Source organism: Zhongshania borealis (genome assembly GCF_039539625.1).
Classification (GTDB): domain Bacteria; phylum Pseudomonadota; class Gammaproteobacteria; order Pseudomonadales; family Spongiibacteraceae; genus Spongiibacter; species Spongiibacter borealis.
Window position 1 is genome coordinate 467,792 of record NZ_BAABDM010000002.1, and the last position, 26,343, is coordinate 494,134.

At 50.2% G+C, this 26,343-nt stretch carries 24 protein-coding genes; 14 read left to right on the forward strand and 10 right to left on the reverse strand.

From position 1 onward, the window contains the following. Positions 1-6: 6 nt before the first annotated feature. The 4 genes from ABD836_RS08455 to ABD836_RS08470 form a co-directional block, all read right to left on the reverse strand. Entirely contained in the window at positions 7-420 is a 414-nt protein-coding gene (locus ABD836_RS08455; protein ID WP_344934565.1) for a response regulator, read from the reverse strand. 99 nt (positions 421-519) lie between these two features. Next, a complete protein-coding gene (locus ABD836_RS08460; RefSeq protein ID WP_344934568.1) occupies positions 520-2,607 on the reverse strand; it encodes an EAL domain-containing protein in 2,088 nt (695 codons plus the stop codon). 6 nt (positions 2,608-2,613) lie between these two features. Next, entirely contained in the window at positions 2,614-5,622 is a 3,009-nt protein-coding gene (locus ABD836_RS08465) for a chemotaxis protein CheB (protein WP_344934571.1), read from the reverse strand. Positions 5,623-6,056: 434 nt separating this feature from the next. After that, the gene (locus ABD836_RS08470; protein ID WP_344934574.1) at positions 6,057-8,228 is read right to left on the reverse strand and encodes a molybdopterin-containing oxidoreductase family protein; all 2,172 of its coding nucleotides are present in this window, start codon (positions 8,226-8,228) and stop codon (positions 6,057-6,059) included. A gap of 229 nt (positions 8,229-8,457) precedes the next feature. Between ABD836_RS08470 and ABD836_RS08475 the strand changes: the two genes are divergently transcribed. From ABD836_RS08475 to ABD836_RS08535, 13 genes are all read left to right on the forward strand, one after another. After that, on the forward strand, positions 8,458-9,186 hold the full coding sequence (locus ABD836_RS08475) for a thermostable hemolysin (protein ID WP_344934575.1): 729 nt from the start codon (positions 8,458-8,460) through the stop codon (positions 9,184-9,186). After that, entirely contained in the window at positions 9,179-10,750 is a 1,572-nt protein-coding gene (locus tag ABD836_RS08480) for an AMP-binding protein (RefSeq protein WP_344934577.1), read from the forward strand. The genes ABD836_RS08475 and ABD836_RS08480 overlap by 8 nt, the downstream gene beginning before the upstream one ends. A gap of 22 nt (positions 10,751-10,772) precedes the next feature. Then, on the forward strand, positions 10,773-11,444 hold the full coding sequence (locus tag ABD836_RS08485; RefSeq protein WP_344934579.1) for an iron-containing redox enzyme family protein: 672 nt from the start codon (positions 10,773-10,775) through the stop codon (positions 11,442-11,444). A 27-nt stretch (positions 11,445-11,471) separates the two neighbouring features. Next, positions 11,472-12,281: an SDR family oxidoreductase gene (locus ABD836_RS08490; protein WP_344934581.1), complete on the forward strand. Its 810-nt coding sequence runs from the start codon at positions 11,472-11,474 to the stop codon at positions 12,279-12,281. Between the two features lie 62 nt (positions 12,282-12,343). Beyond that, positions 12,344-13,006 (forward strand): response regulator, encoded by a 663-nt coding sequence (locus ABD836_RS08495; protein ID WP_344934583.1) that lies wholly within the window; start codon positions 12,344-12,346, stop codon positions 13,004-13,006. Next, a complete protein-coding gene (locus ABD836_RS08500) occupies positions 13,003-14,388 on the forward strand; it encodes an ATP-binding protein (RefSeq protein ID WP_344934585.1) in 1,386 nt (461 codons plus the stop codon). The genes ABD836_RS08495 and ABD836_RS08500 overlap by 4 nt, the downstream gene beginning before the upstream one ends. Further along, complete coding sequence (locus ABD836_RS08505; protein WP_344934588.1) at positions 14,385-14,729, forward strand: cupredoxin domain-containing protein; 345 nt, start codon at positions 14,385-14,387, stop codon at positions 14,727-14,729. The genes ABD836_RS08500 and ABD836_RS08505 overlap by 4 nt, the downstream gene beginning before the upstream one ends. Positions 14,730-14,751: 22 nt before the next feature. After that, the gene (locus tag ABD836_RS08510; RefSeq protein WP_344934591.1) at positions 14,752-15,546 is read left to right on the forward strand and encodes an FTR1 family protein; all 795 of its coding nucleotides are present in this window, start codon (positions 14,752-14,754) and stop codon (positions 15,544-15,546) included. Beyond that, the gene (locus ABD836_RS08515) at positions 15,546-16,277 is read left to right on the forward strand and encodes a hypothetical protein (protein WP_344934593.1); all 732 of its coding nucleotides are present in this window, start codon (positions 15,546-15,548) and stop codon (positions 16,275-16,277) included. The genes ABD836_RS08510 and ABD836_RS08515 overlap by 1 nt, the downstream gene beginning before the upstream one ends. Before the next feature lie 123 nt (positions 16,278-16,400). Beyond that, a complete protein-coding gene (locus ABD836_RS08520) occupies positions 16,401-16,649 on the forward strand; it encodes a DUF6868 family protein (protein ID WP_344934596.1) in 249 nt (82 codons plus the stop codon). A gap of 28 nt (positions 16,650-16,677) precedes the next feature. Next, positions 16,678-17,274: a pentapeptide repeat-containing protein gene (locus tag ABD836_RS08525; protein ID WP_344934598.1), complete on the forward strand. Its 597-nt coding sequence runs from the start codon at positions 16,678-16,680 to the stop codon at positions 17,272-17,274. Positions 17,275-17,359: 85 nt separating this feature from the next. Next, on the forward strand, positions 17,360-17,530 hold the full coding sequence (locus ABD836_RS08530) for a hypothetical protein (protein WP_344934600.1): 171 nt from the start codon (positions 17,360-17,362) through the stop codon (positions 17,528-17,530). 59 nt (positions 17,531-17,589) lie between these two features. Next, positions 17,590-17,931, forward strand: a complete 342-nt coding sequence (locus ABD836_RS08535; protein WP_344934602.1) for a DUF805 domain-containing protein — start codon at positions 17,590-17,592, stop codon at positions 17,929-17,931. Positions 17,932-17,990: 59 nt separating this feature from the next. On the opposite strand, the gene ABD836_RS08540 is transcribed toward ABD836_RS08535, so the two are convergent. The 4 genes from ABD836_RS08540 to ABD836_RS08555 form a co-directional block, all read right to left on the reverse strand. Then, positions 17,991-18,353 (reverse strand): hypothetical protein, encoded by a 363-nt coding sequence (locus tag ABD836_RS08540; protein ID WP_344934604.1) that lies wholly within the window; start codon positions 18,351-18,353, stop codon positions 17,991-17,993. 78 nt (positions 18,354-18,431) lie between these two features. Beyond that, entirely contained in the window at positions 18,432-20,552 is a 2,121-nt protein-coding gene (gene recG / locus ABD836_RS08545; RefSeq protein WP_344934606.1) for an ATP-dependent DNA helicase RecG, read from the reverse strand. Beyond that, the gene (locus ABD836_RS08550; RefSeq protein WP_344934609.1) at positions 20,549-21,523 is read right to left on the reverse strand and encodes a hydrogen peroxide-inducible genes activator; all 975 of its coding nucleotides are present in this window, start codon (positions 21,521-21,523) and stop codon (positions 20,549-20,551) included. The genes recG and ABD836_RS08550 overlap by 4 nt, the downstream gene beginning before the upstream one ends. A 122-nt stretch (positions 21,524-21,645) precedes the next feature. Then, entirely contained in the window at positions 21,646-22,644 is a 999-nt protein-coding gene (locus tag ABD836_RS08555; RefSeq protein ID WP_344934612.1) for an NAD(P)H-quinone oxidoreductase, read from the reverse strand. A 137-nt stretch (positions 22,645-22,781) separates the two neighbouring features. Between ABD836_RS08555 and ABD836_RS08560 the strand changes: the two genes are divergently transcribed. After that, positions 22,782-23,690 carry an NAD-dependent epimerase/dehydratase family protein gene (locus tag ABD836_RS08560; RefSeq protein WP_344934615.1) on the forward strand — a complete coding sequence of 303 codons (909 nt, stop codon included), beginning with the start codon at positions 22,782-22,784 and terminating at the stop codon, positions 23,688-23,690. Here ABD836_RS08560 and ABD836_RS08565 read toward each other — a convergent pair. Beyond that, a complete protein-coding gene (locus tag ABD836_RS08565) occupies positions 23,674-24,057 on the reverse strand; it encodes a RidA family protein (RefSeq protein ID WP_344934618.1) in 384 nt (127 codons plus the stop codon). The two genes, ABD836_RS08560 and ABD836_RS08565, sit on opposite strands and share 17 nt — an antisense overlap. Before the next feature lie 103 nt (positions 24,058-24,160). Next, positions 24,161-26,341, reverse strand: a complete 2,181-nt coding sequence (locus ABD836_RS08570) for a RelA/SpoT family protein (RefSeq protein ID WP_344934621.1) — start codon at positions 26,339-26,341, stop codon at positions 24,161-24,163. Between the last annotated feature and the right edge of the window lie 2 nt (positions 26,342-26,343).

Here is a 26,343-nt window from a genome sequence, read left to right on the forward strand (position 1 = left end):
TTCAGCTTAGGTGGGCGCCGTGTCGCCGCGAAGATTGATATGATGCTCGGTTTTAATGTGCGCATTTACCCGCATCAATACGCGATACGGACTGGCGGGCTTGGTTATAAAATCGACCGCGCCAGCTTGGAAGGCTTGCGCCTCAAAGACCAAACCTTCAAATCCGGTTAAAAATATCACGGGAATGTGTTTGGTTTCTTCGCGGAATTTTATGGCTTTGCAAACTTCAAAACCTGACTGATCAGGCAGATCGACATCCAGCAGTATCAGATCGATATTATTCTTTGCGAGGCAATCTAGGCCAGCTCGCGCAGTTTCCGCCATAAATAATTGGCAGCCATGCTCCAAAATTACACACAGTGATTCCAGTGAAGCCGGCTCGTCATCGACGATGAGAATGTTCGCACCTTGTTTTGTCACGTAAACCTCTTGAATAGGGATCAAACGAGGGTTGCTCGTTTACTATCGCCTTCGCCTGTGATTATAGTCGATTTTTAGCGTTCCGTAAGACTGGTCCCTTTAAGCGTGTTTTCGGTGGTATTGCAGGACTTTATCCTTGGGCATCGCTTCTGAAAACAACCAACCTTGAGCCAGAACACAGCCGCGATCAAGTAGAAAGTGAACATACTCTTGTGATTCAACACCTTCACAGATAATCCGCACATTTAGATTGTGCAGGAGTTGAATTAGTCCGGTAAGAATCTGCGCATCTTGGGAGTCGTCCTTGGTGATCGATTCCAGAAATACGCCGTCAATTTTGACTGTCGAAAACTCAATTCGCTTCAGCGTGTAGATTGATGAGTTCCCCTTGCCGAAATTATCCAGTGCTAAGTGAAAGCCGAGATCAGTTAAGCGTTTGAGATTGCTGAGAATTACGGGGTCGCGGTCAAAAACCAGTGGTTCGGCAATTTCAATATGCAATAGATTACGAAAATCAGCGTCTCGCTTCGCAAAAAGTGTCTCGATATGGGTGATTAACTCATCGGAGCGCAGTTGAATCGCCGACATATTCATGGCTACTTCAGTTGTTGAATGCATGCGGTTGAGAATACCGCACAATTGATAGACTTGTGTTGCGACCTGCATCCCTAATTTTATCATCAGTGGATCGTTTTCTATCACCGACAGAAAGTTGCCGGGTAGGCGAATATCGTGTTCGCTCACTACCCATCTGGCTAAGGCTTCAAAGGAAATAACCTTGCCAGTGAGTAAATTGTGAATAGGTTGGAAATAGGTTTTGATATCACCGTCGGCAATGGCTCGCGCTATCTGACGGCGTTGTTCCACTAATGAATAAGCTTGCTGTTGAACTTCCTCATTATAAAAGCAGCAGCAATTTCGCCCCGCTTTTTTCGCCAAATACATTGCACTGTCGGCGGCCTGAAGAAGCTTCTCTGCGGAGACAGCATCTTCAGGGTAACGGGCAATACCAATACTCGAAGTGCACTGGTAGCTGAGGTCCTTCAGTTTGAAGGGTTCTGCGAGCGCGTTAATCAATTTATTGCTTAATACAGTTAAGGTTTCTTTTTGCAGATTCCCGCGTAGCAGTACTACGAATTCATCTCCTCCGAGCCGCGCGACAAAGTCAGTCGCTTTTAAGGTGTTCTGCAATCTTCTGCTGACATTGACCAGCAACTCGTCTCCGTAATCGTGGCCATATTGGTCGTTGAGTTCTTTAAATTTATCGAGGTCGATAAAGAGTAAATTCAATTTTTCGCCATTGCGCTGCGTCTCTGCGAATATTTCAGAAAAGTAGCGATTGAATGCCAATCGATTGTGGAGATTGGTGAGGGAGTCGATCTCTGCACTTTCTTTGAGTTGGGCCTCAAGGATCAGTTGATGGCTTATATCTTCAATGATATTGACCACAAAATAATCGTCGCTGTTTTCCTTCGCGACGGTGCTGGAGTTTAATGATGTGTAAAATACCTCTCCAGAATGAGCCACGTTCGCAACCCGGCCGGTCCATGAACCCAATTGCTCCAAATTAAGCTTTATTTCGTCTTGGCGTAGAGTTTTGCTGGGGTTGTCGTAAAGGGTGATCTCATCACATCCGACGATTTGTTGTTCAGCGTATTTGAACATCCGGCAGAAAGCCGGGTTTACCGCAGTAATTTTGCCTGCACTATTCGAGACGTAAATAGCTTGTTGAGTATTGGTAAAGACGAGGCGATGGGTATTGAAGTCGGCATCGGCGAAATTCTGAGCGTCAACGATAAGAAGGTTGAGATGAAACTGACGAACACCATTTTCAAAGAAAGTTTCTTTGTAGAGTAAACAGCGCCGAGCCTTGTTTAGACATACCACGCGTAGCTCCAGCGGCTCATGGCCGGAGGCGTCTATCCAGTCCAAAAATTCGGTGGTACCCCGTTTGATATAACGAAGCAGATTTGCTCTGTTTTTTCCTTCTTCACCACTTAGTAGTTTCGGATTTATTTCCCGTAAGGCGGCCGTATTGGCATACAAGATCCAGTATTTTTCATCAATAATAAGATACGGAGTAGGGTAGCGATTGTGGTTGCCATCAGCGCCGATGGTAGAAGATGCAAGGCGCAGACCTTTGCGATCTCCTATACGCCGATTAAAGACAGGGTTCTGTCGCATCATATATTCCTATTCCGCCGCGAAAAACGTCACCAGCATTTTGCTGGCATAGCCGGTGGTGTCGTCGAGATCGTAAACGGTATGGTTGGCGTACACCGGTGTAAAACCATTGGGGTCTCGCTTCTTAAAGGCATACTTGCTGGGGTAAGTCGCACCCGGTGATCCGGTTCTAACGCGGTCAAAATGCTGTTTTATTTTCGCTACTTCGTCGCCAGCAAAAAGGTTGAAGAAAGCTTCACCGCTAAAGTCTTCTAAATCGGCTAGGCTAAAGCCAAACTGCTGAGTGAGAGTTGGATTGACGTATTCAATGTGCTCGTCAATGAAATTGTAAATGTAGGCGCAATTCAAGCTACTGGTAAGAATGTAATTGATCTTATCCTTGTAGGCGCTGGTGTTTTTCTCGTAGTGGGTTTTTTCGGTAATGTCAGTCATGGTACCCATGACCTTGGTTGCCTGTTTCAATTCATTAAACGACACCACGGCGTCGAGGGAAATTACCTTAACCACTTGATCAGTGCCGCCAACTTTAAAGGTGATAGGTAGCTTCACCTGTTTGATTAGCATTTCTTTCATCTGGGTTTCGAGGCGATTGCGATCATCGGCGTGAACCAGGCCGATAAAAGCCTCGAAGGAGGGCTGGTAGTCGTTGTCGTCGAGATCAAATAAGGCAAAACAGCCCTTACTCCAGGTAAGTCGGCGATTTTCAATGTCCCACATCCAAGATCCACTGAGGCCAATTTTTTCTGCTTCGTGTAACAGGTTATTGGCTTGCATTAGGTCTGTACGCAGTACCTGAAGTTCGCTTTGCTGTTGTTCTTTTTCCTCATAGGCCATGCGCAGTTCGGCGTAGGCGGTCTGCAGCTCTTCATTGGTAGATTGTAATTCTTCGTTGGTGGTTTCCAGTTCTTCGTTAGAGCTTTGCAGCTCTTCATTGGAGCTTTGCAGCTCCTCATTCATTGCTTGCATTTCTTCGTTTGAGGTTTCTAGCTCCTCGATCACGTTTTGCAATTGGTCACGGGTGCGGTTGAGTAGGCGTTCCTGCTCCTTTACAACCTCGGTACTCACATTTCCTTCTATATCCTTGATACTAGGCAGGGCAAAGGGACGTTCAATATCGGTAAAGATAACGGTGAGTCTGCCCAGCGGCGGACTGCGATCGACCCTGACCAGCATCATTCTTACCCAAACATTGTCGTCTTTGAGCTTAATGTTCTGATAGCCTGTGTCGACAAAAGACTTGCCTGTGTCGATTTCGTGAAGTGAAGAGCGCAGTTCAATTCCCAATTTCGGGTGAAAATTTTTGAAAACATTATTGCTCGGAATGCCCTGGCTTCGCACCAGTAATTCATTGTTGCCCTCGCTGAATATAATATCTTGATTTTCATTTATTAGAAGGGCATTTGGCAGTACGCGGTCTTTAAGCGCGTCCATGATTAGCGCACTGTAATCCAGGTCTAGGCGTTTTGCTGGCGTTAAGGACTGGCGCTCTACCGCCGGTGTGGGCTCGATATAATCGGGAATTCGGCGGCTGGGTCTAACTCGCTCGGGGGGCAAGGATTTATTGATCAGTACTGCCTGATAAAGTTTGGCAGCCTTTGATATTACTCGGTACTGTTCTTGGAATAAGCCTATGGATTCCGAAATACCCAAAAGCAAAAGACCACCAGGATTAAGGGCGTAGTGAAAGGTGGGCAATAACATTCGCTGCAATTCGGCAGTGAAATATATCATCAGATTGCGGCAGGTAATCAAATCTAGCCGTAGAAACGGTGGATCTTTGTTAATGTCGTGAAGCGAGAAAATCACCATCGCTTTAATCGACTTTATGACCTCGTACTGGTCGCCGTTAACGGTAAAAAACCGGGTTTTAATTTCTTTAGGTAAATTTTGCAGTGCGCTTTCGGGGTATGAAGCTTCTCGGGCAAAACTAATGGCCTGTTCGTCGATGTCGGTCGCAAAAATCTGAATTTTATATTCGTTTTTCTTGTCGCCAAGGATGTCGCTGATGATCATTGCCAGCGTATAGGGCTCCTCGCCTGTAGAGCAGCCCGCCGACCACACTCGAATAATTTTATCTGTTTTGGTGGCTAGATACAGTTGCAGCTCACGGCGCAAGGTTTCGTAGGCGCGGATATCTCGAAAGAAGGAGGTAACACCGATTAGCATATCGTTGAAGAGAAAAGTAACTTCTTCTCGATGATTGCTCAGATGCTGAAGGTAGTCTTCGGACTTGGCTATTTTGAGCGAGGTCATGCGCCGATCAATTCGCCGCAATATGGTGTTTTCTTTATAGAGACTGAAATCGACTTTGGAGTGTAATTTTAGTTGGCGGATTATGCCGATATAGGTTTCGCGGGGAATGTTTTTGTCGTCAATAAGCGTCCGGTCCCGCGGAAACATAACAATACTTTTCAGCTCTGCGCCGATCTGCTCTGGCGACACAATAAGGTCGACATTGCCAGAATTGATCGCAGAATTGGGCATGCCGTCGTATTTGGCGGTATTGGGATCTTGAACAATGCCAAAGCCATTTTCGGCTTTAATCGCGCGTATACCGCGGCTGCCATCGCTGCCGGTGCCAGACAGAATAATGCCAATAGCATCATCGCCTTTGTGGGTGGCAATTGACTCAAACAACATGTCGATCGACGGCCGCGGGGTGCGCCGGGCTTCAACATAGCTGGTTAGCACGATCTTATTGTCGCGAGATATCTCAATATTGTGGTTGGGCGGGCAGATATAGAGGGCATTGGCGCGGAGGGCCTCGCCATCGACGGCGGTAAATACCGGAATGGGTGCGTCTTTCACCAGTAAATCAACCATCATGCTTTTGTGTGATGGAGACAGATGCTGCGCCACAATAAAGCTCATATTGGTGTCGTCAGGCAGATTGGCGATCATAATCTGCAGGGCTTCGAGCCCACCTGCACTAGAGCCGACGCCAACAACTGTCAAAGGTTTAGCCGCGGTTGGCGGGGCTAAATCCTTGGATTTGGTGGTTTCCGTGTCCTTTTGCATTTTATCTACCTTGATGTTGCCGGTGTAGTCCACCACCGATAGCAGAAAACCGCAGACTTTGGTGCTGTGAATCCGCTGGGCTAGGCCATGTATTTGCTAACGACGCTGCGCGTGTTTACGCCAGTGTCGCAGCCCTGCTTGTTGTGCTACTTGGCGTGAGGGCGATTAGTATCGCATTTCGGGGTCGTGATACGGTTCGACCGTGAAAGCGTTCGATGTTGAAAATAACATCATCTGCCAAAATAATTTACAGACGACCTTTAAGTATACGTACCCCAGTCATTGAGAGTATAGGTAGTTCCCGAGGGTCGGCCAGTCTATTAGACGCTATTGTGCGGCTTAATTTTGGGCGGGAATAATAAACCGGCGCCAACGTAGAAAGGGCGGGCCGTTTGTTGTTGGAAGTTGTTTAAGACGTCGGTTCGGCGTCAGTGCTAAGAATCGTTAGGGCTGGCAGCTATGTTGACCCGCGTGCCGTTTAAGCGCGGTACCCGCGACAGAGGGTCCACGTCAGTGTTTGAAACTAAACGATTGCGGTTTACACCACCATTGTATGTCCCCTCTCCCGTTATGGGATCAAAGGTGCGGTAGCCCCAGCCGTGCTCCATTATCGCGACACCACAGCGAATATCCTCAGATAATTTGACCTTGGCGGTGAGGCTAGCCGTTGCTGAGGATACGATAACGGTTTCGCCGTCGTTCACGCCAAAAGTCTTGCCATCGGCACGGTTTAGCTCAATGGTGTCGCCACACATCTCATGTTCTTTCATGCCGGTCATGCTGGTTTCTACTGACCAGGAATTCATCATTTTCATCCGGCGGCGACCGATAAGTTGCAAGGGGAACTCGGCGTGGTCGTCATCGATTTCGTTGAGGCGTTCACTCAGTGTGGCCATAAATATTTGTGGTGCGGTATTAACCTTGCCGTTCTCAGTGGTGAGTTGTTTGAAGAGCGTGCCGAATTTCGGCCTTGTTAACACATCTCCTATGCCGTGTTCGGCATTTTGTATGTCTTTCCATTTGAACATACCGCCCGAGTGAACTAGAGCGCGTGATAGCCACAGCGGAGACAAACCGTGGTTCTTGTTACCAGTCCATTTCGATAATTTGACGCTGGCCTTAACCACTGGGTTTAGCCAACTTTTGCCCATGACAAAGGGTTTGTTCATGGCGAGGCAGAGGTCGCGCAAAAACTCCCATTCAAAGCGCATACCCTCGGCGAGGGGCACCGCCGCACGCATCATCTGGGCACGCGGGGCGGGACTCAGTGACTGCAGCAGAGGGTTTATTTCGGTGCGCTCTAAAAAATGGTCACCGGGAATCAACCAGTCGGCGTGGCGATGGCTTTCACGCTGGAATTGGTCAATTACCACAAAGCACTCTAACTGCGCTAATGCGGCGTCGAGTTTGTCGCCGTCTGGCCCAGATATCACCGGGTTGCCGCTATTCATAATAAGCGCGCGGATTTGACCATCGCCCGGCGTGGTAATTTCATCGGGTAGCTCGGCTAAGCTATGCGAGCCCGCCACGTTTTTGTTGTTGCGGACCCGGCTGTGAGCATTGGATTTTGGAAATAGCGCATCGCCAGCCGAGAGAAAATCCAGAATACCGACGGAATAGTAAAGGCCGCCTTCAGCCTCAATTCGATTGCTAATGAGGTTTAAAATTTGCACCAGCCATAGGCCCAGTACCCCATTGCGACCCTGGCTAATGCCGGTGCGGCCAACCGCCATGGCGCGGGGCGCTTTGGCGAATTGTTCGGCGAGATGATAAATGGTGTCTGGGTCGACATCGCAACGACGGCTGAGCGCGTTTACGTCAGCGCTCTGTGCCAGCGCCTTTATCTTCGCTAAGCCGTCCAGTTGTTGGGCCTGACCGATGTTGTCCCAGCCTTCGTCGAAGATAATTTTAATCATGGCCAGTACCAGAGCCCAATCCGACTCAGGTAGCGGTGCGATATGTTGACTGGCTTTGGCGGCACATTCGGTAGTGCGGGGGTCGACGACTACTAATTTGGCGCCAGCATTTTTGCGTGCCAATACGCGCTTCCAGCCGTCGGGGGCGTAGCCGATCCAGCACATGCCACTAATTTGTGGGTTGGTGCCGATCAGCAGAAAGTAGTCGCAGTAGTCGATATCGGCTTGCAGGCTAACCCAGGGGTTGCCGTACATATTTTCAGATACCACATGCAGTGCATTTTGATCCACCGAGCCAACCCAAAACCGATTTTCAGTGCCAATAGCGTCTAACAGCATGGTCTGGAATAAGGCACTGCCAAAATTAAAGCCATTGGGGTTGCCGGTATAGCTGCCAAGCGCATTGGCGCCGTGCTGATCGACGATGGTGTTAAAGCGGCTACTGATATCGGCAATAGCTTCCTCATAGCTTTTTTCCACATAGCGGTCACCAACTCGTTTCATGGGTTTGGTGATGCGCTTGGGGTGCCGTAAGGCCAGATGCGATTTGGCACCTTTAATACAATAGTCCCGCCAGCTAAAGGTATTGTCCTTATCAGGTTCAATTTTAATGACTTGATTATTCTCAGAACTTACCTTCAGACCGCAGGCCTGCTCGCAAATGCCACATACCGTGTAAGTGGTTTCCATCTCGCTCTCCGAGTCACTTTATTGTTATTTATTTGGCTGTAACAGCGATGCTGCCGATCTCAATACTAACGCTTCGGTCTATAGTGTCAACAGGAAACTATTTCCAATATGAAATAGTTTTGGGGATGCTATATTTTATGCGTTGAGTCGCTAAGTTAATTTTCTTAAGTGTTCCTTAAAAATTGGTCATTACGCTACAAGCATGAAATTGTGATGTGAGGGCGCAAATATGTACTCAACTCAATCAGCTTTGACCAATACCGAATTCAGCGCAGCAGCGACTAGCCAGCATGGTGAGTCCTCTGAAGATAGTGCGCCGCGCCTCAGTGTCATTGGTCGTCGCGCGCTGTCACGACCCGACACCGAAAGCTATATTGCCCAGAAGTTTGCAAGTAGTTATGGCGCAATATTGCGCGAGTTTTTACCCTATTTGTTGGAACTGCGCACTGCTAGCGGCCTAGGTGGCGCGCTCGGCATGCGCCGCGCCACTCCCGGCCAGCCCTTGTTTTTAGAGCGATATTTAGATGCGCCGGCCGAAGGTATATTGGGTGATTTACTTGCCAGTCCAGTTGAGCGCGGCAGTATGGTCGAGATTGGCAACTTGGTTGCCACGTGGCGGGGAAGTAGTCAGATGCTGTTTATTGCACTTGCAGCCCTAATTGTTCAGGTCGGAGCAGAGTGGGCTGTTTTTACCGCCACCCCAGAAGTGCAAAAGCTATTAGCCCGTCTAGGTGTAAAACAGTATGTATTAGGCAAGGCAGAGGGCAGTAAACTCGGTGAGCAGTTGGCTGACTGGGGAACTTACTACCAAAGCTCGCCCTCATTGGTGGCAGTAAACGCCGTACATGCATTGAATATTTTTGCCCGCCAGCCCATGTCGAGTATGTTATTAGCCAGCTGCAAGTACCAAATTCAAACCAGCTGCAACAGAAATAACATAGGCTCTTTATATGAATAAATTGATAAGCGAATTACGGCGCACTGCCCTTGTTGCGGGTGACCGTGTGGCACTTTCCGGCGAACACGAGCAATTCACCTACACTGGTTTAATTGTCGCGGTTGACAACTTGGCCGAGGAGCTAAGCCAGCGCGGGGTGCGCCGGGCCGCGTTAATTGCCGACAATAGCCCAGCATGGATAGCTGTTGATTTGGCATGCTTGCAGGCTGGCGTGGCACTTATTCCCATTCCTGCCTTTTTTAGTGCGGAACAACTAGAACATACCTTGACGAGCTGCGGGGCAGACACTTTGATAAGTGATCGCCGGGCAAGTGATGCGCAAATAGCGTCGGTACTGGCTGGGTCGACGGCGACGAGTGCGTTTGAAAGTCAGCCGCAGTTTCGGCTTTGGTCGCTAGCAGTGGCAGATCAAGCGGCCAGCTTGCCCCTAGGTACAGTGAAGCTGACTTATACCTCTGGCTCCACCGGTGCGCCAAAAGGGGTGTGCCTCTCTGCAGACAAGTTGTTCGCTACAGCGGCGGCGCTTAATACGGCTTTATTGGCGACGCCATTGCAGCGCCATTTGGCGGTGTTGCCACTGGCAACTTTGTTAGAAAATGTGGCCGGGGTCTACGCCGGCTTACTGCGGGGTGCGGAGGTGATTTTGCCGCGCGTGCAAAGTTTGGGTTGGGCGGGTAGCTCCGGGATGGAGATTAGCGATTTGACCAGCTGTATAGATCATTGGCAGCCCGACAGCGCTGTTCTTTTGCCACAAATACTCAAGGGATTGATCGCCATAGCAGAACAAGGCCATTGGCAGCCGCCAACGAGTTTGCAGTACTTGGCCGTGGGCGGCGCGCGAGTGGCACCCGAACAAATAAGCCAAGCGCGGGACCTCGGTTTACCAGTTTACGAAGGTTACGGCTTGTCGGAGTGCGGCTCCGTGGTCAGTTTAAACACCCCCGCCGCCGAGCGAGCTGGGTCGGCGGGTAAAATTTTGTCTCACTGCGATGTGGACATTAGTGATGGCCAGGTAATGGTTAAGGGCAATGTTTACCTTGGCTATCTCGGCGGCGCTGAGCTTGATTCCAACGATATATTGGCCACTGGCGACATAGGTGAATTAGATGACGAGGGATTCTTGTGGCTCAAGGGGCGCAGCAAAAACCTGCTGGTGAGCAGTTATGGCCGAAATATATCGCCGGAGTGGCCCGAAAGTGAATTACTGGCGTATGCGGGTGTTGGTCAGTGTCTTGTGATTGGTGACGCCGAGGCCTACTGCAGCGCGCTAATTTTTGTTACACCCGGCTATAGCTACGAGGATATTGGTCGCTACATCCGCGAGTGTAATCAGCGCCTACCAGATTATGCGCAAATTCGTCGCTGGGCGGCTCTGCCTAAACGGTTGACTGTCGCAGACGGCATGCTGACCGCCAATGGCCGGATCAAAAGAGATGTCATATTACATACCTACCCAGAATTGGTGGCACATTGTTACCCCGGTATTGTTTACCCCATAGGCGGATCTCAGCGTGCTTTTACCCCCACCCAAACAATGAACAGCCAAACTGATATCGATACCTAAGACCGTGGCAGTGGAGAGTAGTATGAATTTCTATGATCGCTTGCAAGCAGAAACCCGAGATGACCGCGAGGCGCTGTACAAGGTTCAATTTATGCAGCGCGGCGCGGCTGGTGAACTGAGCCTGCGCGAGTACATCGCGTTTTTAAGTCAGGCCTACCACCATGTTAAACACACGGTGCCCTTGCTGATGGCCTGTGGCGGCCGTTTGCCGGCCGATTATGAGTGGTTGCGTGCGGCGGTGGCGGAATACATTGAGGAAGAACTGGGGCATCAAGAATGGATACTCAACGATATTCGCGCCTGTGGTGGCGACAGCGAAGGTGTTCGCCACAGTGCGCCGGCACCAGCGACGGAATTGATGGTTGCCTACGCCTACGACAAGATAAATCGCGTTAATCCAATTGGATTCTTCGGCATGGTCCAAGTGCTTGAAGGGACGAGTATTGCCGTTGCTGATCAGGCCGCCGACGCCATTCAAGCGACATTGGCGTTACCGAGCAAAGCCTTTAGTTATTTAAAATCCCACGGCGCCTTGGACGTGAGTCATGTTGAGTTTTTTAAGGATCTCATGAACCGTATCGACAAGCCTGAAGATCAGGCTGAGATTATTCGAAGCGCAAAAATGTTTTACCGCCTCTACGGCAATATTTTCCGTGAACTGGGTAATATCGCGCCGCTGGCTAATGCCGCCTAAGATCCGTCTTTCAAAAAGGGATTAACCATGACAGCGCTCAACATTGTTTTAAGTGGTGCCACCGGCGGTATTGGTCGCGCCATGGCGCTGAATTTCGCGAATGCGGGTCATAGTCTAATCTTATTGGGCCGAAATACTGATGCATTAGCTTCCTTGCGCAATAGCTTAGTGCAGCCTGAGCGCCATCACATTTTACTTGCTGATTTAAGCAGCGGAACAGCGATTGCTGGGCTCGCCGCTGACGTGGCGGCAATTGGTCCGGTGGACGTATTGATTAACAATGCGGGTGTCGCGGGGTTTGGTTTATTTAGCGATCAGCAGGACGACGTCTTGGAGCACATGCTGCAGCTAAATTTATTGGCACCAATGCGCTTATGTCGGGCTATTCTACCGATGCTAAGCGTGAGCCCCCATGCCTGTATTATTAATATTGGCTCCAGCTTTGGCAGTATTGGCTACGCTGGATTTAGTGCTTACTGCGCCAGTAAATTTGGTTTGCGAGGATTCACTGAGGCGCTACAAAGGGAGCTGGCGGACCAGGCAATCGCGGTACACTATCTTGCGCCACGGGCGGTGCGTACCGCGATGAATAGCGCCGCTGTGGTCGCCATGAATACCGAGTTGGGTAATAGCGAGGATGAGCCGGAGCTGGTCGCCCGTGCCGTATTGCAATTGCTCACTCAGCGCCACAGCAGTAGCCGCTATCTCGGTTGGCCGGAAAAATTGTTTATCCGTTTAAATAGCCTATTTCCGAATGTGGTGGCGAACGCCCTAAAAAAGCAGCTGCCAATAATAAAACGCTACGCCAAGCTACAGAGTGATGTCGGGTCGGCCTAATTCGGCTAGTGTTAGTATGGCTACACCGATTATGCAACGCTTGCCAAGAGTGAGTTCCAATAATGCGTTTACTGCTAATAGAAGATGACGAATCACTCGCCCAAGGTATGTTGACCGCCCTGCATCGTGCCGGCTACGCCGTTGACCATGCGGCTAGCGGCGCCGTTGCGCGGCGCTTTTATGAAGCAGGTCAGCTGGATCTGGTTATTTTGGATTTAGGCTTGCCCGATATCGATGGTCTCAGTCTCTTAGTCGATTTGCGTAAAATTCAGGCCGGTATACCGGTACTTATTCTCACTGCTCGGGATGCCTTAAGTGACAAAATTGCTGGCCTCGATGCTGGCGCTGACGACTACCTCACCAAGCCCTTTGCCTTTGAAGAATTGCTAGCCCGTATTCGCGTATTGTCCCGGCGCAGTGGGCAACTGCGCGAGACTGAAATGCACATAGGCAATGTTAGTTTGAATATTGCTAGCCACGAAGTGCAACTCAATGGCGAAGTGCAAAAGGTTTCCCGTCGGGAGTTTGCAATATTGCGGGCCCTAGCCGACCGTCCAGGCCAAGTGTTTAGTCGCGAGCAATTAGAAGAAAAACTCTATAGTTGGGGCGACGAAGTGAGCAGTAATACAGTTGATGTACACGTGCATAATTTAAGAAAAAAATTAGGCCACTCGGTAATTAAAACGATTCGCGGGGTAGGTTTTATTTTGGGCGATAGCGAATGACATCGCTGCGCCGCTTTTTGGTGATCAGCGTTTTGTCGGCGCTGATGCTGGTGAACTTTATCGCTGCCTTACACGGCTACCGGGCCAGCATGGCCGAGGCCGAAAGTCTATTTGATCAAAAACTCAGTGAAATGGCCGCCCAGTTTGCGGCCATGCCCTTGCCAGATTTTGAGTCGCCGCCGTCGGCCGATGACCAGCAAATGGTGTTCCAGATATTTAGCGCCAAGGCCAAATTACTATGGCGCTCCAGCCATGCGCCAGCGGAAATAATTAGTGACGAGCTTGGATTTGGCGAACATAATTTTAATGATTATCGCTGGCGAACATTGGTCTACGAAAACCCAGATAGTGGACGGCGGGTAGTCGTCGCCGAGCGAGTAGACCAGCGTTATCGTTTGGCCGAGAGCGTGATATTAGAATCTATTGTGCCAGTGGTATTGATTTTGCCGGTGGCAGGAATTTTAATTTGGCTTATTATCGGCCACGGTCTAAAAAGCTTAGATGTGTTGGCCAAAATTCTTCGTCGCAAATCCCCAGATGATTTTGGTGCGGTCAAGGTAGACGGCGCGCCAGTTGAACTTCAGCCCGTTATCCAATCGGTAAACTCGATGTTGAGCCGCTTAAGTGCGTCCTTTGAGCGGGAGCGGCGCTTCTCCGCCGACGCTGCACATGAACTACGTACGCCAATTAGTGCAATAAAAATGCATCTTCACAATATTCGCGAAGAATTACCCAGTGGTAGTGAATCTTTGGGTAGCCTAAGCAAAGATGTCGATCGCTTAGCGCATTTAGTGGACCAAATGTTGCTATTGCATCGTACAACGCCAGATCACTATCCCGCTAAATTTGAGCAAATTTCTTTGGAAAATTTAGCGCGCGAGGCCATTGCTGAATGCTATACCGACTTTGCGCAAAAGCAACAAACCATCGAGCTTGACGGTGACGTCGCGAGGGTCGACGGCGATCGATTTGCGTTGGGAATTTTGTTGCAAAACCTGCTGAACAACGCCAGTAAATATACTCAGCAGGGTGGCCGCATTGAACTGATTACACAAACCAGGGGCGCGCAAGTGTGGCTTACCGTCGCGGATAATGGGCCGGGTATTTCGACCGAGGCGCAGCGCAGAGTGTTTGAACGATTCTATCGATTAGGAGGTGATCGCCATAGCTCTGGGGCCGCAGGGTGTGGTTTGGGTCTGTCTATTGTCGAACATATTGCGGAATTGCACGGGGCAAAAATAGTGATGGCAACAGGTTTGGATGAACGGGGCTTAGCGGTCTCCATTGTTTTTCCAGTGTCTCTCACTGCAGGCAAAAATTCGCAAGCAAGCTTAGGTGCAGGAAAGTCACTGCGACGTGGAAGTAGGGAGGAGGCCCAATGACAACATGGAGAGGCTTTGTGCTAGGCCAGGCAGTTACACTGTTACTTTTGGCGTCGGGCTCGCCGGCGAAGGCAGACAAGCCAAGCTTTGATTTGGGAATTCGCGAGCATTTATTTATACCGTCGGAATTGCACGTGCCGGCAAATACCAAAATAAAACTCTGGGTACGTAACCACGATACAACACCCGAAGAGTTCGAAAGCTATGAGTTGAATCGCGAGAAAGTGATCCTTGGTGGTCAAAAAGCCCTGATATTTATTGGGCCTTTACAGCCGGGGACTTACCCATTTTTTGGTGAATTTAATCCCAAGAGCGCCCAGGGAAAGATCATTGCAGAATGAAAAACACAACGAGTAAATTGGCATGTTATTGACCAGCGTCGTTATTGTAATTCGCGAAGTACTCGAGGCTGCTCTGCTCGTGAGTATTTTACTGTCGATGTGTAGGCAGCTCGGGCTTAGTCAAGCTTGGTTTAAATGGGGATTGTTAGCGGGTTTGCTTGGTTCAGTGGTGTATGGTCGGCAAATGGCTACCATCTCCTCTGCTATGGATGGCGTAGGGCAGGAGTTGAGTGATGCTGGAATTCAAATACTCATCTATCTCTGTTTACTGTATTGCTGTCAGAAATTGGTTTTTCTTTACCATAGCCGTCAGCAGGCAACGCCGGTGTTATACGTCGCCATGGCCACTGCCATCGCACTAGCGGTGATTCGCGAAGGTTCAGAAATCTACATTTATCTTTCGGCATTTCAGGGCAAGCAAGAATCTCGTCTCGGCTTGTACAGCGGCTCTGCAATAGGGTTTGGTATTGGCTTTAGTTTCTGCGCCTTATTCTATTACTGGCTACTGAGTTTTAAGCCGCGTCGCGCTGTCGTATTGGGTAGTGTATTACTCAGTTTGGTGGCCGGCGGCATGATTTTACAAGGCGGAAAAATGTTAATTCAGGCCGACTACCTGCCAGACGGCCAGCTTTGGGACAGCAGTGCTTTTCTTCCAGAAGACGGATTACTGGGTCAACTGCTTTACGCCATGGTAGGGTATGAAGCATCGCCAGCACCAGTGCAAGTAGCGATCTACCTTTTATCGCTTAGCCTCATGTTGCTGGCGCTATTTCTGCGCTATCGGGCCGGCGCCAGCGTTAATATGGAAGGGAAGTAATGACAGCCGCTAGCAGAAAAATACCGTATTGGAGTGGGATGGTAATCACGCTGCTCTGCGTGCTCAGTGGCCCGATACTGGCTGATGGTTTGGCTGTTGATAAAATTTACGCGCCCTACGTGAACTTACTAGAGAAGGAAGTAGAGTATCGAATAAGTCGCGCCGAGGGTGGCGTGCAAGCGCCAGATGGCGTTCTAATTCAACGCCTCGGTTTTGGCGCAGCAGTCAGCGATACCCTCGCCTTGGAAGCTTACATAATTGGTCGCGGCGACGACGATGCCGCTAGTTTTAGTGGCTATGAACTTGAAGCCCGCTGGCAACTCACGGAGCAAGGTGAGTATCCGGTAGACTGGGGTGTGCTACTCGAATACGAAAACAGCCGCGATAGCGACGTTGAAGAAGTCGCGGTTAAGTTACTGGCGTTGCGAGAGTGGCGCAGCTGTATCTTCACAGCAAATGGCGGTTTAATTTACGAAGACAGTCAGGTCACTGGCGATGAGTTTGAAACCAGCTTCTCGGTTCAGGCCCGCTACCGCTATCAGGCCTATTTGGAGCCGGCGCTGGAATTTTACGCCGCGGAAGATTATCGCGGTATTGGCCCGGTATTGGCGGGCATGACACGCTTAAGCACCACCGATAGCGTGCGCTGGGAAATCGGTAGTATTGTGGGCCTAAATGAAAGTAGTGCGGATTATACGGTACGTTTTAAGCTGGAGTATGAATTTTATTAGCAGATATCGGTTGCAATCAGCAGTAACAGGCAACGCTGTTTTCTAAAGAATATAAAGACTACTCGTGTAGCAAGTAGGCAACGACTACTGCTCGGTAGTATGCTCAACAATAAGGATAGTGCCATGATGACTCTTTCACAGCTATGCGAATTTCTAGGTTGGGCATCGCTAATCAATATAGTTTATCTGTTATTGGCGACGATAGTTATTGCAGGACTAGGGGGTAAAATAGCGCTTATTCATAGCAAATTATTTAAGATTAATGATTTTGATCTTAACGAAAAATATTTTGACTTTCTGAGTAGCTATAAGATTATGACCTTGGTGTTTTTCGTGGCACCGTATCTCGCATTGAAAATAATGGACCAGTAATTTTTACTTGGGTATTTAGAGATAAGCTATGGAATTTGAAAAAAATAGTGAACACTGGTCAAAAAGTTTTAAAGGTTTAGATTTTTCAGACATACAAGTACAAACGGTTGAATTTGATGGCTGTACATTTGAGCAATGTAATTTTAGCGGCGCGATCTTCAGTCGATGCAATTTTGTTAATTGCGAGTTTACTAATTGCAATTTAAGTGTTGTTAAAATGGAGTACAGCAAGTTTTCTGATGTTTGCTTTCGTGATTCAAAGCTAGTTGGTATTGATTGGACCAAAGTGGCTTGGCCTCGCTTGCTCTTTAGTTCGCCGGTCAAGTTTTATAAGTCGATACTTAATGACTGTTCGTTTCACGGGCTGTCGCTACCCGATTTAGTCTTAGAGGAGTGTAGAGCGCATAATGTTGACTTTCGCGACGGTGATTTCACTAATGCGAATTTCACTTACAGTGATCTCTCTGGGTGTTTCTTTGCCAAGACAAATTTAACGGGCGCGAATTTCTCCGAAGCGACTGACTACGATATCGATATCTACCACAACACCATTAAAAACGCCAAATTTAGTCGTTACGAGGCTGTTCGACTTTTGGATAGTCTCGAAATTGAGTTGGTGGATTGAATGCATCCTGCTTCCCTAGTAGCCTAATAAGGCAAGATGAAGAAGACCGCTGATGGTCACAATGATAGTTTGTCGGAACAATACTATGTCGAAGAAAGTACTGCAATTTGAATACGAGAAAGAAACAAAAAACAGTGTTCGTTATAAAGAAGTCCCCGATGAAGGAACCGCTCCCATCGTTGGCACTTTGTATGTCCAGAAGTGGTTTGCTGGAAGTAGTCAATCTATTGAGATCACAATTGAGAAAAAAGACTAGTGGGAAAACAGCTAATCTTGGTTGTTCCACTACATAAGGCGGCAGAATAGGAATTTACAATGGAATACTTTACCGAAGCATTCAGAAAATACGCCGAGTTTTCGGGGCGGGCGAGCCGAAAAGAATATTGGATGTTTATTCTGGTTTATTTTCTTATTTATATCGCGATTGCAGTAGTAGATTATGTGTTGGGCACGGTATGGCTGGCATCTTTGTTTTCTTTAGTTGTGTTATTGCCAAGTATCAGTATTACTGCGCGGCGTCTTCACGACACGGGCCGCTCGGGTTGGTGGCAATTAATTTATATTGTACCGCTAATCGGTATCATTGTGATGCTCGTATTTCTTTGTCAGGAAAGTGTTGGCGATAATGAGTACGGGCCGGTACTCGCGATTGAATAGCCTTGAGCTATAGCTGGCGTAATGGCTGATTATCACTGAATTTGTAAGGCGACTCGGTTTTACTGAGTTGCCTTAAAGTTTTCGCGCACGGTATAGCGGAAAAATACTGGAAAGGTATTCTTGACGTAAATTTGTTCCTGCATCATATACTTTGGGCTAACCCCGCGGCTTAATTTAAGTATTACGCCGCGGGGTTCAATGCGATATACCTCGCCTTCAATTTCCTCGCTGTGATGGTCATGAAACAGAATATTGCCACTGATGGTTTCACCGATTTCCAGTGGTACACTCGGCTTTGGCGCGATTAAAAGCCCCTGCTCTGAGATTTCGAGCACTTGGTACGCGGTGTCTTTGTCGACGGTTAAGGGCGGTTGCGCCGCTCTTGGGTAGGGCAGCCGGAAGAAACGTCTAAGATTTTTCATTTTATCATTCATGATACTTTTGTAGTCGATTTTTCTGCCGGTGTCGACTATTTTGGCAATGCTTGTTTGTCCCTTACCCTACACCGAGGCGTATACACTGCGTCCAGACAACCAGCGCTGAATCAGCGGGTCGACATGCTGCGGGTGTTTTTTGAGTATGATTTGGGCTTGCTCGCGCACAGCATCTAAGAGATCGTCGTCGCGTTGCAAGTCGGCAATTCTAAAATTCATTAGACCCGTTTGGCGGGTGCCCAGCACCTCGCCGGGGCCGCGCAATGCTAAATCTTGCTCAGCAATTACAAAGCCGTCGTTGCTGTCGCGCAGGGCGGCTAAGCGTTCGCGACCATTTCGCGACAGCGGCGTTTGATAGAGCAATACGCAAAAACTTTGCTGACTGCCGCGGCCGACGCGACCACGTAATTGATGCAGCTGAGCGAGGCCGAGGCGCTCGGCGTTTTCAATAATCATTAGTGAGGCATTGGGCACGTCGACACCGACTTCGATAACCGTGGTTGCCACGATTAAATCGAGATCGGCTGCTTTGAACTCAGCCATAACCGCGGCTTTTTCTTTGGGTTTCATGCGGCCATGTACTAAGCCAATACGCAGCTCTGGCAGGGTTTCTTTAAGCAGCTCCCAACTTGCTTCCGCAGCCTGGGCTTGGAGTTTGTCGGATTCCTCTATAAGGGTGCACACCCAATAGGCTTGTTGTCCGCTGGTGCAAACGCCGCGCAGTCTTTCCATCACATCGCCGCGCCGGTCATTGGCTAATACCACGGTATTGACTGGGCTACGGCCCGGTGGCAATTCGTCGATAACCGAGGTGTCGAGATCGGCGTAGGCGGTCATGGCTAAAGTGCGTGGGATAGGGGTGGCGGTCATGATGAGCTGATGTGGCTGACCTACATTGGCCGCAGCTTTTTGCTTAAGCGCCAAGCGTTGGTGAACACCAAAGCGGTGTTGCTCGTCGATAATAACAAGGCCGAGGCGGGCAAAGGCGACATCTGCTTGAAATAAAGCGTGGGTGCCAACCGCAACGTGGGCGCTATGATCGGCAATCGCCTCGCTTTGCGATTGACGCGCCTTGCCTTTTAATTTGCCGGTAAGCCACGCTACGTTTAAACCCAGTGGTTCAAACCACTGACTAAAGCTGTGGTAGTGCTGTTCGGCTAATATTTCGGTGGGCGCCATTATCGCAACTTGATAGCCGCTGCTCACCGCGCGCAGTGCGGCCAGTGCTGCGACAGCCGTTTTGCCACTGCCAACGTCGCCTTGTACCAAACGCAGCATGGGGGTGTGGCTGCGAAGGTCCTTGGCAATTTCTTTCGCCACGCGCTGTTGTGCACCTGTTAGCGTAAACCCTAAACCTTTCAAAAAATCGCGCTGTAAGTTTGTCGGGCCGTTTAATGCTGGCCCGCCGCCGCGCTGGGTTTCTCGTCGTAGTTCCTGCAGCGCCAAATTGTGGGCGAGTAGCTCTTCAAAGGCGAGGCGACGTTGGCTGGGGTGAAGGCCTTCCTGCAATTGGCTAATGGACGCGTCGCTGGGGGGGTGATGTAAATAGCGCAGCGCCTGGGCCAAGGTCCACGGGCTGCTGCTCAGTGGATAAGGCAGTGATTGACTGGGCAGCCATTCGGTTACGGGGTGGTGGTCCAGATACTGTAGCGCTTGATCGCAGAGTTTGCGCCAACTGGTTTGGGCAAAGCCTTCGGTGCTAGGGTAAATAGGTGTGAGGCGTTCCTCAACGGCAACTGGTTCGTCGCCCCCGAGTACGCGGTATTCGGGGTGATAAAACTCTAGGCCGCCACTGCCGCGCCGGGGTTCCCCAAAACAGCGCAGACGGGCGCCGGGGATGAGTTGGGCTTTTTGGGCAGCGCTAAAATGGAAAAAGCGGAGGGTTGTGGTGCCGCTGCCATCTTGGATACGGCACACCAAGCTGCGCCGGCGACCAAAGGCGATATCGGCGACCAACACTTTACCCTCAATTACCACGTCGGTACTGAGTTGCAGTGCACCAATAGGGGTAATGCGCGTGCGATCTTGGTAGCGCAGTGGTAAATGGAACAGTAAATCCTGGATACTATTTATGCCCAGTGCGGCGAGTTTTTCCTTGAGTTTGGGGCCAACGCCTTTTAAAACGGCAATACCGAGTTGATGCAGCGCGACGGTGGCGGGCTGAGATTTGCTCGGTGGCTGGTTCATCCGCGCTTTTTGGCCTTGGCTTTCGGTTTAGCGGGTGTTTGCGCAGCGGGCAGGTTTGTTAGCGCCGTTGCCGCGGTTTTGATGGCCCGGCTGACGACATCCACCGCTTGGTGGCGAGGGAAGCTAGCTCGCCACGCTAAGGCGACGGTGCGTGTTGGTGCGGGATCAACAAAGGGGCGGGTACATAATACGCCGTCGCCATAAGGCGCCACTTGGGCGGCCGACAGGGGTAAGATTGTTATCCCCAGCTTTGATACCACCATGTGCTTTAGGGTCTCTAAGGAGCTGCCTTCCACCACCGATTGCAGCAGGCGATCGCCATTGGCAAAGGTTTGACGTAGGCCCGGGCAGGCGGCCATGACTTGATCGCGGAAGCAGTGGCCCTCGCCCAGTAGCAATACATTCTCGTTGAGTAAGTCGTCTTGGTGTAGCGCTGTTTTACTCGCGAGTGGATGGTCGCAGGGCAGTAATACCACAAAGGGTTCTTCATAGAGCGGCTGGGTGACAACATCCGGCTCATTAAATGGCAGGGCGACAATAATCGCGTCGAGCTGGGAGGCGCGCAGTCGTTCTCGTAACACGCCGGTGAGATTCTCTTCAATATACAGTGGCATTGCCGGTGCATATTCGCGAATAAGCGGAATGCAGCGAGGGTAGAGGTACGGCCCAACAGTGTGAATGGCGCCAATTGCCAGTGGTGTGCCTAAGGGGTCGCGACCTTGGTTTGCCAGCTCGCGGATATGGTCGGCCTGTTCAAGCACGTAGCGGGCTTGACGAATGACTTGTTCACCGACCGGCGTGGTTTTAATTTGGCCGCGATTACGTTCAAACAAGGAGATGCCAAGTTCGTCTTCTAATTTTTTAATGGCGACGCTTAAGGTGGGTTGGCTAACAAAGCATTTTTCCGCGGCTTTGCCAAAATGCCCTGAATCTTTCAGGGCAAGTATGTAGCGCAATTCGGTAAGCGTCATAAAAAAACCTTCTTTTAAAAAACAGCGGTTAGTTGCCGAGTTTAATAGTTAATAGCTATGACGCTCAATACTACCCTGCCGCGCTAAAAAGGCAATTTATACTTTTGACTCCGGCGCTTACATTACTCCGGCAGCCGCAATAGCAATTTGCCAATATGGGCGCCACTTTCCATGCGGGCGTGGGCGGCGGCAATATCTTCAAACGGGAATACCTGGTCGATAACCGGCTTTATCGCCCCCTTGCTGTATAGCGGTAGCACCTGTTCTTCGATTTCTGTGGCCATTTTCGCCTTTTGCTCAGCACTTTGGGCGCGCAGCGTAGACGCGGTTAGGGTTAGCCGTTTCATCAGTACCGGCAAAAAATTTAGCTCGGCATTAAAACCGGCTTGAAAGGCAATAAAGACTATTCGGCCATCAGCGGCGGCCAGCTTAATGTCTTTTTGCACATAATCGCCGCCAACCATATCGAGAATAACATCCATACCGTGCTCGTTAGATGCGTCCGCGAGGAGGGTTTCAAAGGCTTCAGTTTTGTAATTGACGGCCTTGATGGCACCGAGATCCTCACAGGCAATGCATTTAGCTTCGCTGCCGGCGGTGGTATAGACTTTTGCGCCCATAGCCGTTGCCAAGCTTATCGCGGTGGTACCAATACCGCTGCTGCCGCCGTGAACAAGAAAGTGCTCGCCAGCTTGCAGTTTTGCGCGCTGAAAAACATTGTGCCAAACGGTGAATAAAGCCTCGGGTAGCGCGGCCGCGTCGAGTACTGATACACCCTTGGGAATTGGCAGGCATTGGCTTGCCGGCGCCACGGTGTAATCCGCGTAGCCGCCGCCATTGCACAGGGCGCAAATCATATCGCCTACCTTCCAGCGACTAACTTCGGCGCCGACCGCAACCACTTCGCCAGAAACTTCTAAACCCAATACAGGGCTGGCACCTACCGGTGGTGGATACAGGCCATAACGCTGCATTAAGTCTGGGCGGTTCACGCCGGCGCCAACAACGCGGATAAGAACTTCATTGGCTGCGGCCACCGGCATCGCCTCGGTGTCGACACTCAAATGGTGGTCTTCTTGATTCACTGCGACAATACGTCGCTGGGCGGGAATCCTTGGCATGGTAGTCCTCGGTGTCAAAGTGCTAAGCTCTGCAACGAGCCAGATAATGGCCACGCAAAACCAGCAAAAAAATAAGTGAGGCCAGTATAGCGAAGACTGCTGTCGCTGGGCGAATATCTACTGAAGGTGACAATGGCATGGTTCTAAATGACGAAATGAGCGGAGAAAAAACGCTGCTTATTGTGGGCTGTGGCGATATTGGCAATGGTCTAGCCGAGCGGTTTTTGCCACTCGGCTGGCAGGTGCAAGGTCTGCGACGTAATACCGCAAAGCTTGCGAAAGGGGTTACTGGTTTGGCGGCGGATGTTTGTGATCCCGCGAGCTTGGCCGCACTTGGTCCACTGCAGGCTGATTATATTGTGGTGACATTAACGCCTGCCGGAAACAGTGCAGCGGGCTACGCTGCGGTTTTTGAGCAGGGCGTGGCGAATGTGCTGGCCGCGATTACGAGACCGCCAAAGCGAATTTTCTTTGTTTCTAGCACCGGGGTGTACGCCCAATGCGATCACGAAATTATCGACGAGAACAGCCAAACCCTGCCCGATCGTTTCTCAGGCCAAAGTCTTTTAAAGGGTGAGCAGGCGATTGCCGCCAGTACTTGGTCGTTTAGCAATATTCGCTTCGGCGGCATTTACGGCACTGGTCGATTTTATATGTTGAACAAAGTATTGGCTGGCGGTTGCGCACCAGCGGAGCCGCTGCACTACACCAACCGTATTCACCGTGATGATTGTGTCGGCTTTATCGCGCATTTGATTGAGGCGGCGGAGGCGGGAGAGACGCTAGAAAATTGCTATGTTGGGGTAGACGATGAGGCTGCGAGTATTCAAGATGTACAAGCGTGGCTAGCTGCAGAAATGGGTGTGGACTACGCGAGTACAGGTGAACCTATTGCGCGCACCGGCAGCAAGCGCTGTCTAAATCATCGCCTTCGCGATAGCGGCTACGTTCTAAAATACCCCACATATCGCAGTGGCTTTGAACCGGTACTGCGCGCCTGGCGAGTCAGTACCGATAAAAACGCACTGATTAAAGTGCGAGTATAACTTCGACTTCAATCAGTGCGTCGCGCGGTAAGGCGGCAACCTGCACACAGGCGCGAGCGGGATAAGGCTCGGTAAAAAACTTAGCCATCACCTCGTTAACTTGGGCAAATACGCTGAGGTCAGTTAAAGAAATATTCACTTTAACGGTGTTGTTCAAGCTACCGCCACTGGCGTCCGCCACAGCTGAAAGATTGTGGAAAACTTGGGTAGCTTGCTCAACAATCCCGCCTTCAACCATGGTCATGGTCTCGGGAACTAAAGGAATTTGACCCGACATATAAACAGTATTGCCCACCTTCACGGCTTGGGAATAAGTACCGATGGCCTCTGGGGCGTGCAGGGTGTTGATGTATTCTTTGGTGCTCATGATAGCTCCTAGTTATTTAGTCAGATGTCGGGAGTCGGGTGTCTGATGAAAAACCAGACCGTGCGGATGCGTCTGACATCAGACCCCAGACGTCCGACTTTCCTTAATGCCTTTCCCGCGTTACCTTGATCACCGCCGGAATGTTTCTAATGCGGCGCATAATATTGGCTAAATGCACTCGTGAGCGCACACCAACCACAAGGTGAATGGTGCTGATTTTGGCGTTTTCGTCTTCCACACTAATTTTTTCTATGCTGCCGTCAGCACCGTTAACCCGGGTAGCCAACACAGCAATTATGCCGCGCTGTTTGCTTAATTCTATCTTCATCTCCACGGAGAAGTCGCGGTCGATATTTTCGGCCCAGCTCAGTGGCACCACGCGCTCGGGCTGGCTGCTTAATTCAATGCTGTTGTGGCAGTTTTCGCAGTGGACGACCACGCCCTTCTCGGAGCTAACGATGCCAATAATGTGGTCGCCGGGAATGGGGTAACAGCAGCGAGCGAAGTTGACCAAAAAGCCTTCGGTACCATGTATCACCATAGAATGACGTGTTGGCGGTGGTCGCAGGGCATCGCCATCGGCAATATTGTCTCGCAGATTGAGGAGTTGACGCGCGGTTAAATAGGCAACACGGTTACCCATGCCAATTTGTTCGTAGACATTATCTGGGGTTTTGGCGTGGGTGGTGTCAACTAACTGTTGTATATACTTGTCTTCAAAGTTAACAAGATCTTCGTTCATGCTGGCCAACGCGCGTTCTAACATGCGCTTGCCTAGGGTGAGCGCTTCGTTTTTACGCTGGTATTTAAGGTGGTGACGAATACCGGTGCGGGCCTTGGCGGTGACCACAAAATGTAACCATGCGGGATTTGGTTGTGCGCCGGGGGTGGTGATAACTTCGACTGTTTGGCCGCTTTGCAAGGCTTCGGATAAGGGCGCTAAACGGCGGTTAATCCGGCAGGCAACACAGCTATTGCCGATGTCGCTGTGTACTGCATAGGCAAAGTCGACGGCGGTAGCGCCAGCTGGCAGCTCCATAATGTCGCCGCGAGGGGTAAAGACATAAACCTCGTCGGGGAAGAGGTCTATTTTTACGTTCTCGATAAACTCCAAGGAATCGCCAGCCCGTTCCTGCATTTCCAGTAGGCCTTGCACCCATTGGCGAGCGCGGGCATGACTGGAATTACGCTTGGGTTCTTGGTCGTTGCTTTTATAGAGCCAGTGCGCGGCAATGCCGTTGTTGGCCATTTCTTCCATTTCGTGGGTGCGGATCTGAATCTCGATCGGCACGCCTTCTAGACCAAATAATACCGTGTGCAACGACTGGTAGCCGTTGGCTTTGGGGATGGCGATGTAATCTTTAAACTGTCCTGGCACTGGTTTATATAAGCTGTGTACACAGCCCAATACCCGATAGCAGCTGTCGACGGAGTCGACCACAATGCGGAAGGCGTAGAGATCCATGATCTCTTTTAGCGACTTTCGCTTGTTGCGCATTTTTGTGTAAATGCTGAACAAGTGCTTTTCGCGGCCGATAACATTGGCGTTATGGCCTTCTTCCGTCAGGCAGTTCTCAATACTTTCTTTAATACTGGTGATGGTCTTTTTGCGGTCGCCAAAGCGGGTGGTGATGGCCTTGCGGATGCGCCGGGCGCGCATCGGGTACATGGACATAAAGCCCAGGTCTTCAAATTCAACGCGAATATTGTGCATACCCAAACGCTGGGCGATGGGCGCGTAAATCTCTAAGGTTTCTCTGGCGATGCGGCGGCGTTTATCTTGAGGCATGGCGCCAAGCGTGCGCATATTGTGCAAACGATCGGCAAGCTTAACCAAAATAACGCGGATATCTTTGGCCATAGCGAGGGCCATTTTTTGAAAATTTTCGGCTTGTTGCTCAGCTTTAGATTGAAACTCAATACGGGTCAGCTTAGAAACACCGTCGACAAGCTCGGCGACAACTTCGCCAAATTGGTCGCTCAGGCCCTGTTTGGTAACGTGGGTGTCTTCAATAACATCGTGGAGCATCGCGGCCATCAGGCTTTGAACGTCCATGTGCATTTCGGCAAGAATACCGGCAACCGCTAGGGGGTGAGTTACATAAGGCTCGCCGCTGCGGCGGTTTTGACCTTCGTGGGCTTGCTCGGCGTAATAGTAAGCGCGCCGAACCTGGTTGACTTGGTCGACGGTGAGATATTCAGCAAGGGAAATAGTAAGGGCGTCAATCGATCCAGCCGGCACTTTGCTAGCGCTATTCGGATTGAAAAAACTGTATTGATGCATCG

Bases quoted from the DNA above. Each gene is read 5' to 3' on its own strand.
- ABD836_RS08560 (WP_344934615.1), top strand. From the start codon at position 22,782: ATGGTTCTAAATGACGAAATGAGCGGAGAAAAAACGCTGCTTATTGTG.
- ABD836_RS08505 (WP_344934588.1), top strand. From the start codon at position 14,385: ATGACAACATGGAGAGGCTTTGTGCTAGGCCAGGCAGTTACACTGTTA.
- ABD836_RS08540 (WP_344934604.1), bottom strand. From the start codon at position 18,353: ATGAAAAATCTTAGACGTTTCTTCCGGCTGCCCTACCCAAGAGCGGCG.
- ABD836_RS08495 (WP_344934583.1), top strand. From the start codon at position 12,344: ATGCGTTTACTGCTAATAGAAGATGACGAATCACTCGCCCAAGGTATG.
- ABD836_RS08515 (WP_344934593.1), top strand. From the start codon at position 15,546: ATGACAGCCGCTAGCAGAAAAATACCGTATTGGAGTGGGATGGTAATC.
- ABD836_RS08535 (WP_344934602.1), top strand. From the start codon at position 17,590: ATGGAATACTTTACCGAAGCATTCAGAAAATACGCCGAGTTTTCGGGG.
- ABD836_RS08460 (WP_344934568.1), bottom strand. From the start codon at position 2,607: ATGATGCGACAGAACCCTGTCTTTAATCGGCGTATAGGAGATCGCAAA.
- ABD836_RS08550 (WP_344934609.1), bottom strand. From the start codon at position 21,523: ATGACGCTTACCGAATTGCGCTACATACTTGCCCTGAAAGATTCAGGG.
- ABD836_RS08520 (WP_344934596.1), top strand. From the start codon at position 16,401: ATGATGACTCTTTCACAGCTATGCGAATTTCTAGGTTGGGCATCGCTA.
- recG (WP_344934606.1), bottom strand. From the start codon at position 20,552: ATGAACCAGCCACCGAGCAAATCTCAGCCCGCCACCGTCGCGCTGCAT.
- ABD836_RS08465 (WP_344934571.1), bottom strand. From the start codon at position 5,622: ATGCAAAAGGACACGGAAACCACCAAATCCAAGGATTTAGCCCCGCCA.
- ABD836_RS08570 (WP_344934621.1), bottom strand. From the start codon at position 26,341: ATGCATCAATACAGTTTTTTCAATCCGAATAGCGCTAGCAAAGTGCCG.
- ABD836_RS08475 (WP_344934575.1), top strand. From the start codon at position 8,458: ATGTACTCAACTCAATCAGCTTTGACCAATACCGAATTCAGCGCAGCA.
- ABD836_RS08470 (WP_344934574.1), bottom strand. From the start codon at position 8,228: ATGGAAACCACTTACACGGTATGTGGCATTTGCGAGCAGGCCTGCGGT.
- ABD836_RS08525 (WP_344934598.1), top strand. From the start codon at position 16,678: ATGGAATTTGAAAAAAATAGTGAACACTGGTCAAAAAGTTTTAAAGGT.
- ABD836_RS08565 (WP_344934618.1), bottom strand. From the start codon at position 24,057: ATGAGCACCAAAGAATACATCAACACCCTGCACGCCCCAGAGGCCATC.
- ABD836_RS08530 (WP_344934600.1), top strand. From the start codon at position 17,360: ATGTCGAAGAAAGTACTGCAATTTGAATACGAGAAAGAAACAAAAAAC.
- ABD836_RS08480 (WP_344934577.1), top strand. From the start codon at position 9,179: ATGAATAAATTGATAAGCGAATTACGGCGCACTGCCCTTGTTGCGGGT.
- ABD836_RS08490 (WP_344934581.1), top strand. From the start codon at position 11,472: ATGACAGCGCTCAACATTGTTTTAAGTGGTGCCACCGGCGGTATTGGT.
- ABD836_RS08485 (WP_344934579.1), top strand. From the start codon at position 10,773: ATGAATTTCTATGATCGCTTGCAAGCAGAAACCCGAGATGACCGCGAG.
- ABD836_RS08555 (WP_344934612.1), bottom strand. From the start codon at position 22,644: ATGCCAAGGATTCCCGCCCAGCGACGTATTGTCGCAGTGAATCAAGAA.
- ABD836_RS08500 (WP_344934585.1), top strand. From the start codon at position 13,003: ATGACATCGCTGCGCCGCTTTTTGGTGATCAGCGTTTTGTCGGCGCTG.
- ABD836_RS08510 (WP_344934591.1), top strand. From the start codon at position 14,752: ATGTTATTGACCAGCGTCGTTATTGTAATTCGCGAAGTACTCGAGGCT.